The following is a 13,705-nucleotide window of genomic DNA, read 5'->3' as shown; positions in this document are numbered from 1 at the left end:
CGGGCTGAGCCGGCAGCAAAGGTGCCAGCGCAGCCCACTCATCATTGCTCAGATCACCACGTGCCATACCGATTCAACGACCGTCATCCATGATCGCCACTCATGATCCGCGAGACAGAACCTAGGCGAGCAGCTTCTCGCTCAGGTCCCACAACCGCCGCGCGTCGCCGGGGTCGAGCATCGCCGAGTTGGCGTCCGAGGGGATGCTGCCCGCGGTCAGCGGGCGCACCTCGTCGTCGAGCACGGCGACGTCGCTGTCCTTGAGATAGGCGCCGCCGATCCCGTCGAGCAGCGGGCTCGCGGCCCCGAAGACGATCGTCGCCGCGCCCTGCTCGATGGTCTTCTTGCCCGCCGCCGGGTCGATGATCGTGACCCCGTGCTCGTCGACGAGTCCCTGCGCGCGCAGCGACTCCAGCCGAGCGCCGCTGTGCGGGCCGGGCCCGACGATGACCCCCGGGTGCGCGGCGAAGGCCCGGATGCCCTCGGGCGCGCAGCGGCGATCGAGTTCGACGGTGAACAGAACGTTCGCCCGCTTGGCCTGCCCGTAGGCGACGACCGGGTCGTACCCGGCCGCGAGATCGAGATCGTCCCAGTGGATCTCGCCGAACCGGGCCGCGCCGGAGGTCACCGAGAGCACGCGTGCACCGTGGGCCGCGCGGAGGGCCGGGAGCAGCGCGCGGGTGAGCTGGAAGTGACCGAGGTGCGAGGTCGAGAACGTCAGCTCGTGGCCGCGCCGATCGAGCCGCCTCTCCGGCCCGAACAGCACCCCCGCGTTGTTGACGAGCATGTGCAACGGCTGCCCGGCCCACCGGTCGGCGAACGCCTCGATCGAGGACGGGTCGGTGAGGTCGAGCGCCTCGACCCGGACGCCGGGGATGCTGTCGACCGCCGCGGCCGCCCGCTCGGGGTCACGGGCCGCAACCGTCACCGCGGCGCCGGCGGCCGCAAGCGCGCGGGTGGTCTCGCGACCGAGCCGGCTCGATGCGCCTCAGCGTGGACGGCCCTGGTGGTCCGCAGGGCCCGGTCGAGCTGGCACCGGGCGACGTCGTGCTGCTCAATCAGCGCACCTACCTGGAGGCGTACGGCGGACTGGGAGACGGACCGCCGACCGAGCTCATCCCCGAGACCAGCTTCGACTCGATGGCACTGGACGCGGCCGACCTGGCGACCGACGACGTGTTGATCGGCGGCTGGGTCCAGGTCAACCCGGCCGGGCACGAACTGCTCAGCACCGCTCTGCCCGGCCTGGTCCACGTCCGCGCCCGCACACCGGCGGCGTCCCGGCTGGCCGCTCTCGTGGCTCAGTTGTTCGCCGAGGCCTCGAGCGGGCGGCTCGGGTCCGCGTTCGCCATCCGGCAGAACGGCCAGCTGATCCTGCTCGAGGTGCTCCGCGCCTACCTCGAGCAGGACGAGCCGCCGACCGGGTGGCTGCGGCTGCTCGCCGACGAACCGCTCGCCCCGGCCCTGCGACTCCTGCACGAGCAGCCGGGCCGCACCTGGGAGCTGGTTGAGCTGGCCCGCGCGGCCGGCATGTCGCGGACCAGCTTCGCCGCACGGTTCCGGATGGTCGCGGGCACTCCCCCGCTGGCCTACCTGTCGCGCTGGCGGATGGTGCTCGCACAACGCGCCCTGCGCGATCCCGACGTCCGCGTCGGCGCGCTGGCGGCCGAGCTCGGCTACGGCTCGGAGAGCGCCTTCAGCACCGCGTTCAAACGCGAGATCGGCGAGTCCCCACTGCACTACCGCCGGCGACAGCACGCCGCGGGATAAGCCAAACCGCCGACGGCAGCACGCCGCGGGACAGGCGGGTGGCAGCGCAGCCGCGTTTCTGAGATCACGTGGCACGGATCACCATGGGCAGCTCGGAATGCTTCTTGTACGGTCGTACTAGTACGACCGTACAAGTTGAGAGAAGGTCGCCGTGCCGTACGTGTTCCTCCTGGTCGCCATCACGGCGGAAGTCCTGGCCACGAGCATGCTCAAGTTCACGGACGGCTTCACCCGGCTCTGGCCGACGCTCGGCTGCCTGGCCGGCTACGCGATCTCGTTCGCCGCGCTCTCCGTCGTGGTGAAGGATCTGCCGGTCGGCGTCGTCTACGCGATCTGGTCGGCCCTCGGCACGGCCGCGATCGTGGCCATCGGCGCGGTCTTCCTCGGCGAGCCCCTCACGACCATTAAGGTCGTCGGAGTCAGCCTCATCATCGCCGGAGTAGTGACCGTGAACCTGGGCGGTGCGCATTGAGTGAATCCACGGCCCGGCCCCGCCGCCGGCGCAGCGACCGCGACCCAGCCCACGACGACAGCCCGGCCCCGGGCCGCCCGGCCCGTCGCCAGGCCGACGGGGAACGCCGTCCGCAGCGGGCCCGCGACCCCGAGGCCCGCCGGCGTGATCTCGCCGCGGCCGCGCTCGAGGTGATCTCGGAGTCGGGCCTGGCGCGGACCTCACACCGGGCCGTCGCGGCCAAGGCGGGCCTGCCGCTCGGCGCCACCACCTATTACTTCCCGACGCTGGACGATCTGATCGCCGCCGGCCTGCAGCTCGCCGCGGCCGATCTCCAGTCCGATTTCGAGGTGTGGGCCGAGCGGCTGCGCACCGCCTCGGACGTCCCGGCTGCGGTGGCCGGGCTCATCGTGGAATACCTCACGGACCGTCAGCGCGCCCAGATCGAGTGCGAACTGTACGTGGCCGCCGCCCGCGATCCCGCCCTCCGCCCGCTGGCCATGGCCTGGCTGACCGGCATGCGCGACATCCTCGAGCCGCACCTCGGACGGGACGCCACCCGCGACGTGATGGCCCTGTTCGACGGCGTGACCCTGCAGGCCCTGATCACCGGCCACGACGTCGACCGCGAGGCCCTGACCGCCACGATCCGCCGCCTGACGACCGGATAACGAAAGCGGCCCGCCCCCACGAAGGGAGCGGGCCGTTCACGTGAGATCTCAGTCGCGGTTGGCGCCGGTGTCTTCCGGATAGGTCGCCCCACCGTCGGATTCCCGGGTCAGCGGTCGCGCCCCACCCTCGGGCGGGCCGGCGATGGACTGCTCACCAGCGGCAAGTTCGGGAAACTTGGCATCGAAGGCCGGGCGCTCCGAGCGGATCCGCGGCATGCGGTCGAAGTTGCGCAGCGGCGGCGGGGACGAGGTGGCCCACTCGAGCGAGTTGCCGTGACCCCACGGGTCGTCGACCGTGACGACCTGACCGACCTTGTACGACTTCCAGCAGTTGTAGATGAACGGCAGCGTCGACAGGCCGAGCACGAACGAACCGATGGTCGAGAACGTGTTCAGGAACGTGAACCCGTCGGAGGCCAGGTAGTCGACGTAGCGCCGCGGCATGCCCTTGGTGCCCAGCCAGTGCTGCACCAGGAAGGTGGCGTGGAAGCCGATGAACGTCAGCCAGAAGTGAATCTTGCCGAGACGTTCGTCGAGCATTCGCCCGAACATCTTGGGGAACCAGAAGTAGATGCCCGAGAACACCGCGAACACGATCGTGCCGAACAGCACGTAGTGGAAGTGCGCGATGACGAAGTACGAGTCCGAGACGTGGAAGTCGATCGGCGGGGAGGCCAGCAGCACGCCGGACAGACCACCGAAGAGGAACGTCACGAGGAAGCCGATGGCGAACATCATCGGTGTCTCGAAACTGATCTGGCCGCGCCACATCGTGCCGATCCACACGAAGAACTTCATGCCGGTCGGCACCGCGATGAGGAAGCTCAGGAAGCTGAAGAACGGCAGCAGCACCTGGCCGGTGACGAACATGTGGTGCGCCCACACCGACATCGACAGGGCGGCGATCAGCAGCGTCGCGGCGACCAGGCCCTTGTAGCCGAAGACCGGCTTGCGGCTGAAGACCGGGATGACCTCGGTGATGATGCCGAAGAACGGCAGCGCCACGATGTACACCTCGGGGTGGCCGAAGAACCAGAAGAGGTGCTGCCACAGCATCGGGCCGCCGGTCTCCACGTCGAAGACGTGGGCACCGAGCACACGGTCGGCGGCCAGGGCGAACAACGCGGCCGCGAAGAACGGGAAGACCATGATCACCAGGAGGCTGGTGACCAGGATGTTCCAGGTCATGATCGGCATGCGGAACATCGTCATGCCGGGGGCGCGCAGGGTCAGCACGGTGGTGATGATGTTGACGCCACCGAGGATCGTGCCCAGACCGGAGAGGGCCAGGCCGACCACCCACATGTTGCCGCCGACGCCCGGCGAGTGCAGCCCGTCGCTCAGCGGCGTGTAGGCGAACCAGCCGAAGTCGGCCGCGCCGCCCGGGGTGATGAACCCGCTGATGGTGATCGTGCCGCCGAACAGGTAGAGCCAGTAGGCGAACGCGTTCAGCCGCGGGAACGCCACGTCGGGCGCGCCGATCTGGATCGGCACCACGAAGTTGGCGAACGCGAACACGATCGGCGTCGCGAAGAACAGCAGCATGATCGTGCCGTGCATGGTGAACAGCTGGTTGTACTGCTCGGGCGAGAGCAACTGCATGCCCGGCCGCGCCAGCTCGGTGCGCATCAGCAGCGCCATCAGGCCGCCGAGCATGTAGAACACGAAGGCCGTGATCATGTACATGATCCCGATCTGCTTCGCGTCCGTCGTGCGCAGGATCCGGGCGAGTGCCGAACCCTTGACCTGCCGCCGGACCGGGTATGGCCGGGTCACGATCGGCTTAGGCGCAACGGTCGTCACGAATAGCCTCCGTTGTCTCGTTCGTCCCACTCAGTACGCGCAAGAGGAAAGGCGTACCTCGCAGGCAGAATAGTCCCCCGCCGACCCCCCGCGGGCGGGGGGTGACCAAAGAGGTCAACAACGGATTGTGCTGGGCGCTCAGGCGGGCTGGACCAGCGGACGGTAGTGCTCGGAGAAGATCCGCAGGCCACGCCGGCGCAGCATGGGATCACGCAGCGCGGGCGGCACGTCGCGGGTGCGGTCGCGCTCGCGGGTGCGGTCGCGCATCTCGGCGCAGCGCGGGCGACGGCGTTTCTCGTACGCCTCCAGCGCCGCCCGCACGTCTTGCGGCGCCCGCTTGAGCTCCTCGCCCAGCACCACGGCATCTTCGAACGACATGGCGGCGCCCTGGGCCAGCGTCGGAGCGGTGGCGTGGGCGGCGTCACCGACCAGCACCACCGGACCGCGCGACCACGTGTCGAGCACGACCTCGTCGGTGCGCGCGACCTGCACCTTCTCGATGGCCTTGAGAATCGCCGCCGCGGGACCGCCGAAGCCGCCGAACAGCTCGCGGACCCGGGCGATCGGATCTTCCGGGTTCGGGCTGTCGGGGGCCGTCTCGTCGGCGTGGAAGTAGAGCTTGCGCCCGCCCATCGGCATCGCCACGAACGACGACCGGCGCCCGAGCAGGGCCGTCCAGTCGCTCAGGGGCGGACCGCCGGTGACCACCGAGCGGTAGACGATCTGGCCGGTCGGCGCGGCGTCGCCGCCCAGCCCGGCCTTGGCCCGGATCGTCGAGCGGCGCCCGTCGGCCCCGACGACCAGGTCGTATTCGGCGACCGCGCCGTCGGCGAACTCGACCTTGGCCGCACCGTCGAAGATCTCGAGGTCGCGGACGGCGGTGTCGTAACGCACCTCGCCGCCGACCCCGGTGAGCAGGACCTGCTGGAGGTCGGCCCGGGACAGCGCGCGGGACTCGCCGACGCCGGCCCAGAGAGCGGCCACATCCATCTCGAAGAGCTCGCGACCACGGGCGTCGAGGAAGACCTGCCGGAAGATGAGATCGCCCAGCGGCCGCAGCGGCGCGTCGAGGCCGAGCTGGCGTAGCGCACGCGACGCGTTGCCGGGGAGGTAGATGCCCGCGCCGGGAATCATCGTGGCCGGGAGCTCCTCGACCACGTCGGGCCGGAAGCCCGCGAGGCGCAGGGCTCGCGCCGCGGCCAGCCCGGCGATTCCGGCGCCCACCACCAGGATGCGCAACGTCATCGCAGTCTTGCCTCCCACCCGTCGGACACGCGTCGGAGCCAAGACACTACCCCGAGCCACCGGGAGGGGAAACCCGTGATCATCGAAGAGTCCGAATTGTTCCGATCGTCAGCGTGAGTTCCCGCGCCGGGCGAACTACACCCGTGTATTTCCGCCCGTCCCGGGAGAATATGAGGGGCATGACCGACCGTCTTGCGGACTACCGGCGCAAACGGGACGCGTCCCGCACCCCGGAGCCGGTGCCGGAGAAGACACCCGGCGAGACCGGGAACCGCCGGTTCGTCATCCAGCAGCACCACGCGCGCAGCCTGCACTGGGACGTCCGGCTCGAGCGCGACGGCGTGCTCGTCTCGTTCGCCGTGCCGCGCGGGCTGCCCCGCGACCAGGGCCGCAACAACCTCGCCAAACACACCGAGGACCATCCGCTCGAATACCTCGAGTTCTCGGGCGAGATCCCGGCCGGCGAGTACGGCGGCGGCCGGATGGCGATCTTCGACAGCGGCACCTACGAGACCGGCAAGTGGCGCGACGACGAGATAGGTGTCACATTCCACGGCGACCGGGCGACCGGGCGCTACGTCTTCTTCCAGACCGGCGGCAACGACTGGATGGTCCGCCGGATGGACCCGCCCGAGCCCGGCTGGGAGTCGATGCCCGAGCTGGTGGCCCCGATGCAGGCAGTGCGCGCGACCGAGATCCCGGCTGAGGACGACGAGTGGGGCTACGAGATGGCCTGGGGCGGCCGGCGCACCACGGCGTACGTCGACGGCGGCCGCATACGCCTCCTCGATCCCGACGGTGCCGACGTGACGTCGTGGTATCCGGAGATCCGCCCGCTCGGCCCGGCCCTGGCCCCGATCGAGGCCGTGCTCGACGGCGAGATCGTCACCCTGCCCGACGTCACCCAGCTGGAGAAGCGGAGGCAACCCAAGGATTCGGGCGCGGCCAAGCGGGCGGCCGAGCGGACGCCGGTGCATTTCCTCGCGTACGACCTCCTGTGGCTGGAGGGCCACAGCACGGTCGAGGCGGTGCGCTACGCCGAGCGGCGCGAGCTGCTGGAAGGCCTGGCGATCAACGGCGACCACTGGCAGACCCCGCCGTACTTCCCCGGCGGCGGCGAGTTCGCGCTCGAGGCGGCCGCCGCCCAGGGCCTGACCGGAGTCGTGGCCAAGCGCCTCGACTCCCCCTACCTGCCCGGCCGCCGCAGCCGTCTGTGGCTGACGATCAGGACGTCCGGCGCCGGGTGATCAGCAGAGCAACCGCACCGGCCGCTACGAGCACGAGACCGGCCAGCGCGGACGGCCCGGTGATCGGGAGGCCGCCACCACCGCCGTTCCCGCCTGAGCCGCCGTCCGCGGGTGCGGCCGGGTTGAGCACGATCGTGGCCGAGTTGTTGGCCTGGTTGATCTCGTCGTCGGACGGCGCGACGGCCACCCCGCCACGGGCGCCGGTGATGACCTGGTCGATCCGGAACCCGAAGTCGAACGTCACCGTGCCGCCGACCTTGAGCAGGGAGTAGAAGTCGCAGCTGTAGCGCGCCTGGCCGGGCCGCCCGGGTTGTTCGTCCAGCACCCCGCCGCCGCTGGTCATCGGCTTGCAGTGGCTGGGCACGCGGACCGCGGTGGCGCCCTTGGGCACATAGACCCGGGTGGTCGGCCAGGTCGGCTTGCTCCCGAAGATCCGGGAGTGGTCGATCGAGGCGGGCCCGAGATCGCGCAGGCCGACCGAGACGGAGACGACCGAGCCCTTCCGGCCCGAGGCCCGGCCACCGACCGCGGCCAGGTCGGCCGACTGCTTGCCGGTGACCGTGAGCTTCAGGCCGTGCACGGTGTATTCCGGGAGGGCCTGCGGCGGACCGGCCTTGGCGGTGACCACCGGGGTCAGCCGCAGCACGCCGCCCCGCCCGGGCGTGCCGATCGGCCCGAATCCGCCCTTGAGCGCGTACTGCCGCAGGTCGGCGAACTCCTCGTCGGTCGCCCACTGCCAGCTGCCGTACTGCACGCTCGGCGCATAGGTGTCGGCCCGGACCCGCAGCGGCAGGGTGACCCGGTAGGTCTCACCGGGCGCGAGCGGCTGATCGAACGTGCACCCGCTCAGCGAGTCGGCGGTGTAGAAGCAGTTGCTGTACCGCGTACGGGTGTCGAAGGCGTACTGGCTGCCGGACAGGAGTGCGACGCCCTGGGCGGTCGCGGTGCCGGAGTTGGTGAGCGTGAGCGGGTGGTCGATCGGGGCGCCGGGCGCGGCCGACCGCTCCTGCTCGCCGTCGACCGGAGTGAGAGCGATGGCCTCGCCGACCGTGACCGTGGAGGTGCGGGTGATCGGTGCGTAGCCCTTCACGGTCATCGTCGCGGTGAGCGTGCCCCTTGTGCCGGGCACGGCGTCGGCGGCGATGTCGAGGAAGCCGACCACCCCGGAGTCGACGCCGGCCGGGGTCAGCGCGTCCACGGCCGCCCCGCAGTCGAGCACCAGCCGGTCGGGGATGGCCACGCTGCAGTTGTTCGGGTGGCCCGCCTCGTTCAGCTTGAAGGCCGGGTCCTGCCCGATGAAGCTGTACCGGATCGTCACCGCGTTCCGCGCCAGCGGCAGGTTCCGGTCGGCGAACAGCATCGTGTAGATCGTCGCGCCCGACCCGGGCGCGATCGTGTAGCTCTTCACGAAGAAGCCGACCTTGGGGGCCGCGGCCGAGGCCGGGGCCGCCCAGACGAGGACGAAGGCTAATGCGGCCAGCGCGGCGAGCGCACGACGATGCATCGGAAACCCCTCACGACCGGAAGGTGCGGCGGCGCCGCGTCATCAGGAACGCCGTCGCACCACCGATGACGAGCACCAGGCCGATCGCGCCGATCGAGAGCACGGCCGGCCCGGTGATCGGAAGACCGCCCCCACCGCCGCCCTGCCCACCGGATGCGACAGCCGGATTGATCACGATCGGCGCCGAGTCGTTGGTCTTGGTCAGGTCGTCCGGCGAGAACGACACGGCGGCACCGCGCGCCCCCGTGATGACCTGGTCGATCCGGAGCCCGAAGTCGACGGTGGTCGTCCCGCCCGGCTTGAGCAGCCCGTTGAGTTCGCAGCTGTAGCGGCGCTCACCGGGCGCACCACGCCGGTTCTCGTCGATCCCGGCGCGCTCGGTCATCGGGGAGCAGCTGGTCGGCACCCGGACCGCGGTCGTGCCCTTGGGGATGTAGACCCGGGTGGTGGGCCACTTCAGCTCGGACGTGGCGTGCTCGATGGCGGCCGGCCCGTTGTTGTGCAGCCCGACCGAGACGGTGACGACCGCGCCCTTCCGGCCCGAGGCCCGGTCACCCACGCCGGCCAGGTCGGCGATCTGCTTGCCGGTCACCGTGAGCTTGACGTGCTGCCCCGGAGACTCGGGATTGAGGGCCTGCGGCAGGTCGGCCTTGGCCCGGGCCGCGGCCACCTCGGTCAGGCGCAGCACGCCCCCACGCCCGGGGGTGCCGAGCGGCAGGTAGCCGACGCCGCCCTTGGCCGCGTACTGCTTCAGGTCGGCGAACTCCTCGTCGGTCATCCACGACGTCGAGCCGTACTGCACGCTCGGGGCGTACGTGTTCGCCCGTACGCGCAAAGGCAGTGCCAGCCGATAGCTGGCCCCCGGCGCGATCGTCTGGTCGAAGGTGCACGAGCGCATCACGCCGTCGACGTAGGTGCAGTTGCGATATTGCGTCCGGCTCTCGAACGCGTACTGCGAATTGCCCAGGGCCACCAGCCCGCGGGCCGCGACCGAACCGGAGTTGGTGATCGTCACCGGCAGGTCGAGGTTGCGGCCGGGCGACGACGTGACCTCCCGGTCGACGGCGTCCACGGAGAGCGCGACCGCCTCGCCGATGCGGAGCTTGGCGGTGCGGGTGACCGGGGCGTACCCCTTGATGGTCATCGTCGCGGTGATCGTGCCCGTGCTGCCGGGAACCGCGTCGCGCCCGGCCGAGATCCACCCGTACACGCCGGAGTCGACCCCGGCCGGGGTCAGCACCGGGGCGTCAGCGGCGCAGTCGAGCTCGAGGTTGTTGTCGGGCTGCACGTAGCTGCAGTTGTTCGGGGTGCCCGGCTCGGTGAAGTGGAACCCCGGACCCTGGTTGATGAACCGATATTTGATCTTGATGGCGCCACGGGGCAACGACACCCGCCGATCGGCGAACAGCTGCGTGTAGAGGAACGCACCGGTGCCGGGCGCCAGCGTGTAGCTCCGGACGAACAGGTCGACGCGCGCCTTGGCGGCGGGCGCGGCCGAGACCGGCATCGACCCGGCGAATATGAAAGTCAGAGCGGCCAGCACGGCGAGCACACGATGAAGAACAGATGGACGCATCGGGGCTCCTCGGTCTGACCCGCACATCAAGACGCGCGAAGCATAGAGATTCGGCGATCGGCGCGTGGGCCGGAAACCAAATCGTTATCTCGCGTTAACGTGGAATCAGGTTAGATCCCTCCACGCGGCGCACCGGCAGTCCGTGCTCCGAAGTCGGATTCCGGTTTCCTTCAGCCAGGCCCCGGCTTGGCGATGAGGGGCCTGTCGGCGACCGCAGCGGAAAGGTCCTAGGTTTAAATGCCCCCGGAACAACAGCCCCCCGCAGAACCCGTGATCGAGATGTCTGCTGAACTCTGGAACTCCGCCGCCCGCGTCCTCGAGACCAACTGGCAGGGCGACCACATGGTCCCGTCCCGCCGCCTCTACCCCCATCAGTGGAGCTGGGACGCCGCCTTCATCGCGGTCGGGCTGGCCTACGTGAACCCCACGCGCGCCTGGCGCGACCTGCGCAGCCTGTTCGAGGCCCAGTGGCCGGACGGCCGGGTGCCGCACATCGTCTTCGACCCGGCCACCGCCGAGGCCGACTACTTCCCGGGGCCGGCTTTCTGGAGCGTTCCCGCGTACGCGTCGAGGCCGCGGCACGGAAGCACCGGCATCGTCCAGCCTCCCCTGCATGCCGTGGCCGCCTACGAGGTCTACCGGCGCGCGGCGGCGCACGGGGCGGCCTGCGTCCAACAAGCGTACGGGGAACTCGAATGGCTTTATCCCCGTCTGGTGGCCCAGCAGACCTATCTGACCACCCGCCGCGACCTGGGCGGGAACGGGCTGGCCAGCATCGTGCACCCGTGGGAGTCGGGTCTGGACAACAGCCCGGCCTGGGACGCCGCGATGGCCAACGTGCCCGCCGACATGTCGCTGCTCACCACGTTCCGGCGGCGCGACCTCGACGTCTCGGACGCGTCGCACCGCCCGACCGACCGCGACTACGCGCGCTACGTGGGGCTGGTGCTGAGCTACCGCGCCGAGGACTACTCGGACACCGGCCTGCTGCAGCGGCACGCGTTCGCGGTCGAGTGCCCGTCCTACAACTCCATCCTGGGCGCGGCCGAGCTCTCGCTGGCCCAGATCGCCGCTGTCCTCGGGCTGACCGCCGAGGCCGACGCCCACCGCGACCGCGCCCAGCGGATCACCCAGGCGATCGTGAAGCGGCTGTGGAACCCGGAGACCGGCACGTTCCACGCCCGTGACGTCCGCACCGGCACGCTCAGCCCGGCCCACTGTGTCAGCGGCCTGATGCCGTTGATGCTGCCCGGCCTGCCCGCCGAGCAGGTCGCGGGCATCCTGGCCGAGGCGCGGTCGGAACGCTTCGGGCTGCCCGACGAGACCGGGCTGCCGGTGCCGAGCTACGACCGCACGGCGCCCGACTTCGACACGCAGCGCTACTGGCGTGGTCCGGTCTGGATCAACGTGAACTGGCTGCTGCGCCGGGGCCTGCTGGTGCACGGCCGGCGGGACGAGGCCGAAGACCTGCGAGCTGCCATGGTGCGGCTGGTGCACCGCAACGGGCACTTCGAGTACTTCCACCCGAAGAACGGCGAGGGCCTGGGCGCGCCCACCTTCAGCTGGACCGCCGCCCTGGCCCTCGACCTGCTCGCCGACCGATCGGTGCCGGCCTATGCGAAAGCCGGCTAGCTAGAACAGCACCACCGAACGCAGCACGCCGCCGGTGTGCATCTTCTTGAAGGCCTCCTCGACCTGGCCGAGCGCGATCTCCTCGGTCACGAACGCGTCCAGGTCGAGGCGGCCCTGCAGGTAGAGCTCGGTCAGCATCGGGAAGTCGCGGGTCGGCAGGCAGTCGCCGTACCAGCTCGACTTGAGCGCACCGCCCCGGCCGAAGATCTCCAGCAGCGGCAGCTCGATCTTCATGTCGGGGGTCGGCACCCCGACCAGGACGACCGTCCCGGCCAGGTCACGCATGTAGAAGGCCTGCTCGTACGTCTCGGGCCGGCCGACCGCCTCGACCACCACGTCGGCCCCGAAGCCGCCGGTGAGCTCCTTGACCTTCTCGACCACGTCGACGCCGCGCGCGTTGATCGTGTGGGTGGCGCCGAACCCGCGCGCCCACTCGAGCTTCTGGTCGTCGGTGTCGATCGCGATGATCGTGGTCGCCCCGGCCAGCGCCGCCCCGGCCACCGCACCGTCGCCGACCCCGCCGCAGCCGATCACCGCGACCGAGTCGCCCCGGGTCACGCCGCCGGTGTTGATCGCGGCGCCGATGCCCGCCATCACGCCGCAGCCGAGCAGGCCGACGGCGGCGGCCCGGGCCCGCGGGTCGACCTTGGTGCACTGACCCGCCGCGACCAGCGTCTTCTCGACGAAGGCGCCGATGCCCAGCGCGGGCGAGAGCTCGGTGCCGTCCTCGAGCGTCATCTTCTGCTTGGCGTTGTGGGTGTTGAAGCAGTACCACGGCTTGCCCTTGTTACAGGCCCGGCAGTTGCCGCAGACGGCCCGCCAGTTCAGCACCACGAAATCGCCGGGCGCGACGTCGGTGACACCGGCGCCGACCGACTCGACCACGCCGGCCGCCTCGTGGCCGAGCAGGAACGGGAAGTCGTCGTTGATGCCGCCCTCGCGATAGTGCAGGTCGGTGTGGCACACCCCGCACGCCTGGATCGCGACCACGGCCTCACCGGGCCCCGGGTCGGGCACCACGATGGTGGTGAGCTCGACGGGGGCACCCTTGCTGCGGGCGATAATGCCCTGCACTCGCTGACTCATGCGGCACAGCCTACGTGTCAGCGGAGCTCTAACGGCTGATCGAGGAGGGTCTCGGCCAGCTTGGCCAGCTGGCGCACCTGGGCCGGCGACAACCGGTCGAAGACGAGCTGCTGCACGGCCTCGACATGGCCCGGGGCGGACCCCTTGATCTTGTCGAACCCGGCGTCGGTGAGCACGGCGATCTGGACCCGGCCGTCCTCGGGATCGCGCTCGCGGCGCACCCAGCCGTGGCCCTCGAGCCGGGCCACCACATGCGAGAGGCGGGAGAGCGAGGCGCTGACCGTCTTGGCCAGCTTGCTCATCGAGAGCCGCCGGTCGGGCTGGTCGCTGAGGCGTACGAGAACGATGTAACCCATGTGGGTCAGGCCGGCATCGCGTTGCAACTGAGCCTCGAGCGCCGCGGGCACCTTGATCAGCACTTCGACGAAGCGGCGCCAGGTCTGCTGCTGCTCGTCGGTCAACCACCGGGGTTCGGCCGCGGAGGAGGGCTCGGTCATGCAGGAAGGTTAGTGGCGAGGGCTGCTCAGGTCACGATCCGGGTCCAGGTTGCCCCGGACGGGTGCGCAACCGATCGACGGGCGACATTGTCCCTTGTACGCTGCGCGAGGACTTCGACCGGGGGCCTCTCATGAGCGGCACGACGCCGGCACCGGTTCGGCTGGGGGGCCACGGCCGATGCCGGCGTCGTGCTTCATTCGCGTCTGGCCCGAGACGATGGCC

At 70.5% G+C, this 13,705-nt stretch carries 12 protein-coding genes; 5 read left to right on the top strand and 7 right to left on the bottom strand.

Translation table 11 applies throughout. From position 1 onward, the window contains the following. Window positions 1–121 precede the first annotated feature (121 nt). On the bottom strand, window positions 122–928 hold the full coding sequence (locus KOI35_RS44225; protein ID WP_308121432.1) for an SDR family NAD(P)-dependent oxidoreductase: 807 nt from the start codon (window positions 926–928) through the stop codon (window positions 122–124). 53 nt (window positions 929–981) lie between these two features. On the opposite strand from KOI35_RS44225, the gene KOI35_RS44220 reads away from it, so the two are divergent. The 3 genes from KOI35_RS44220 to KOI35_RS44210 all read left to right on the top strand — a co-directional run bounded on the left by KOI35_RS44220 (window position 982) and on the right by KOI35_RS44210 (window position 2,892). After that, window positions 982–1,770: a helix-turn-helix transcriptional regulator gene (locus tag KOI35_RS44220; RefSeq protein ID WP_215795758.1), complete on the top strand. Its 789-nt coding sequence runs from the start codon at window positions 982–984 to the stop codon at window positions 1,768–1,770. Window positions 1,771–1,921: 151 nt separating this feature from the next. Continuing rightward, entirely contained in the window at window positions 1,922–2,242 is a 321-nt protein-coding gene (locus KOI35_RS44215; RefSeq protein WP_215795757.1) for a DMT family transporter, read from the top strand. After that, on the top strand, window positions 2,239–2,892 hold the full coding sequence (locus KOI35_RS44210) for a TetR/AcrR family transcriptional regulator (protein WP_215795756.1): 654 nt from the start codon (window positions 2,239–2,241) through the stop codon (window positions 2,890–2,892). Before KOI35_RS44215 ends, KOI35_RS44210 begins: the two co-directional genes overlap by 4 nt. Window positions 2,893–2,940: 48 nt before the next feature. Here the strand turns inward: KOI35_RS44210 and ctaD are convergent, their stop codons facing one another. Together ctaD and KOI35_RS44200 are read right to left on the bottom strand one after the other, a co-directional pair. Then, entirely contained in the window at window positions 2,941–4,695 is a 1,755-nt protein-coding gene (gene ctaD / locus KOI35_RS44205; RefSeq protein ID WP_215795755.1) for an aa3-type cytochrome oxidase subunit I, read from the bottom strand. A 138-nt stretch (window positions 4,696–4,833) separates the two neighbouring features. Further along, window positions 4,834–5,940 (bottom strand): FAD-dependent monooxygenase, encoded by a 1,107-nt coding sequence (locus tag KOI35_RS44200; protein ID WP_215795754.1) that lies wholly within the window; start codon window positions 5,938–5,940, stop codon window positions 4,834–4,836. Window positions 5,941–6,119: 179 nt separating this feature from the next. Here KOI35_RS44200 and KOI35_RS44195 point away from each other — a divergent pair, with 179 nt between their 5' ends. Further along, entirely contained in the window at window positions 6,120–7,187 is a 1,068-nt protein-coding gene (locus KOI35_RS44195) for a DNA polymerase ligase N-terminal domain-containing protein (RefSeq protein ID WP_215795753.1), read from the top strand. On the opposite strand, the gene KOI35_RS44190 is transcribed toward KOI35_RS44195, so the two are convergent. Both KOI35_RS44190 and KOI35_RS44185 read right to left on the bottom strand, forming a co-directional pair. Further along, window positions 7,165–8,691 (bottom strand): COG1361 family protein, encoded by a 1,527-nt coding sequence (locus KOI35_RS44190; protein ID WP_215795752.1) that lies wholly within the window; start codon window positions 8,689–8,691, stop codon window positions 7,165–7,167. The genes KOI35_RS44195 and KOI35_RS44190 overlap by 23 nt on opposite strands. Before the next feature lie 10 nt (window positions 8,692–8,701). Continuing rightward, window positions 8,702–10,267, bottom strand: coding sequence for a hypothetical protein (locus KOI35_RS44185; protein ID WP_215795751.1), 1,566 nt, complete (start codon window positions 10,265–10,267; stop codon window positions 8,702–8,704). Between the two features lie 279 nt (window positions 10,268–10,546). Here KOI35_RS44185 and KOI35_RS44180 point away from each other — a divergent pair, with 279 nt between their 5' ends. Next, window positions 10,547–11,899 carry an MGH1-like glycoside hydrolase domain-containing protein gene (locus tag KOI35_RS44180; RefSeq protein ID WP_215795750.1) on the top strand — a complete coding sequence of 451 codons (1,353 nt, stop codon included), beginning with the start codon at window positions 10,547–10,549 and terminating at the stop codon, window positions 11,897–11,899. Here the strand turns inward: KOI35_RS44180 and KOI35_RS44175 are convergent, their stop codons facing one another. Then, window positions 11,900–12,985, bottom strand: coding sequence for an S-(hydroxymethyl)mycothiol dehydrogenase (locus tag KOI35_RS44175; protein WP_215795749.1), 1,086 nt, complete (start codon window positions 12,983–12,985; stop codon window positions 11,900–11,902). A 17-nt stretch (window positions 12,986–13,002) separates the two neighbouring features. Continuing rightward, complete coding sequence (locus tag KOI35_RS44170) at window positions 13,003–13,482, bottom strand: MarR family winged helix-turn-helix transcriptional regulator (RefSeq protein WP_215795748.1); 480 nt, start codon at window positions 13,480–13,482, stop codon at window positions 13,003–13,005. Window positions 13,483–13,705: the final 223 nt, after the last annotated feature.

Origin of the sequence: Paractinoplanes bogorensis, from assembly GCF_018829635.1 — a bacterium.
GTDB lineage: Bacteria > Actinomycetota > Actinomycetes > Mycobacteriales > Micromonosporaceae > Actinoplanes > Actinoplanes bogorensis.
The sequence above is the reverse complement of the archived record's forward strand: the minus strand, read 5'-3'. Positions and strand labels throughout refer to the sequence as shown.

Coding starts and splice junctions, on each gene's coding strand:
- KOI35_RS44180 (WP_215795750.1), top strand. CDS start 10,547: ATGTCTGCTGAACTCTGGAACTCCGCCGCCCGCGTCCTCGAGACCAAC.
- KOI35_RS44200 (WP_215795754.1), bottom strand. CDS start 5,940: ATGACGTTGCGCATCCTGGTGGTGGGCGCCGGAATCGCCGGGCTGGCC.
- KOI35_RS44170 (WP_215795748.1), bottom strand. CDS start 13,482: ATGACCGAGCCCTCCTCCGCGGCCGAACCCCGGTGGTTGACCGACGAG.
- KOI35_RS44195 (WP_215795753.1), top strand. CDS start 6,120: ATGACCGACCGTCTTGCGGACTACCGGCGCAAACGGGACGCGTCCCGC.
- KOI35_RS44175 (WP_215795749.1), bottom strand. CDS start 12,985: ATGAGTCAGCGAGTGCAGGGCATTATCGCCCGCAGCAAGGGTGCCCCC.
- KOI35_RS44185 (WP_215795751.1), bottom strand. CDS start 10,267: ATGCGTCCATCTGTTCTTCATCGTGTGCTCGCCGTGCTGGCCGCTCTG.
- KOI35_RS44190 (WP_215795752.1), bottom strand. CDS start 8,691: ATGCATCGTCGTGCGCTCGCCGCGCTGGCCGCATTAGCCTTCGTCCTC.
- KOI35_RS44220 (WP_215795758.1), top strand. CDS start 982: ATGCGCCTCAGCGTGGACGGCCCTGGTGGTCCGCAGGGCCCGGTCGAG.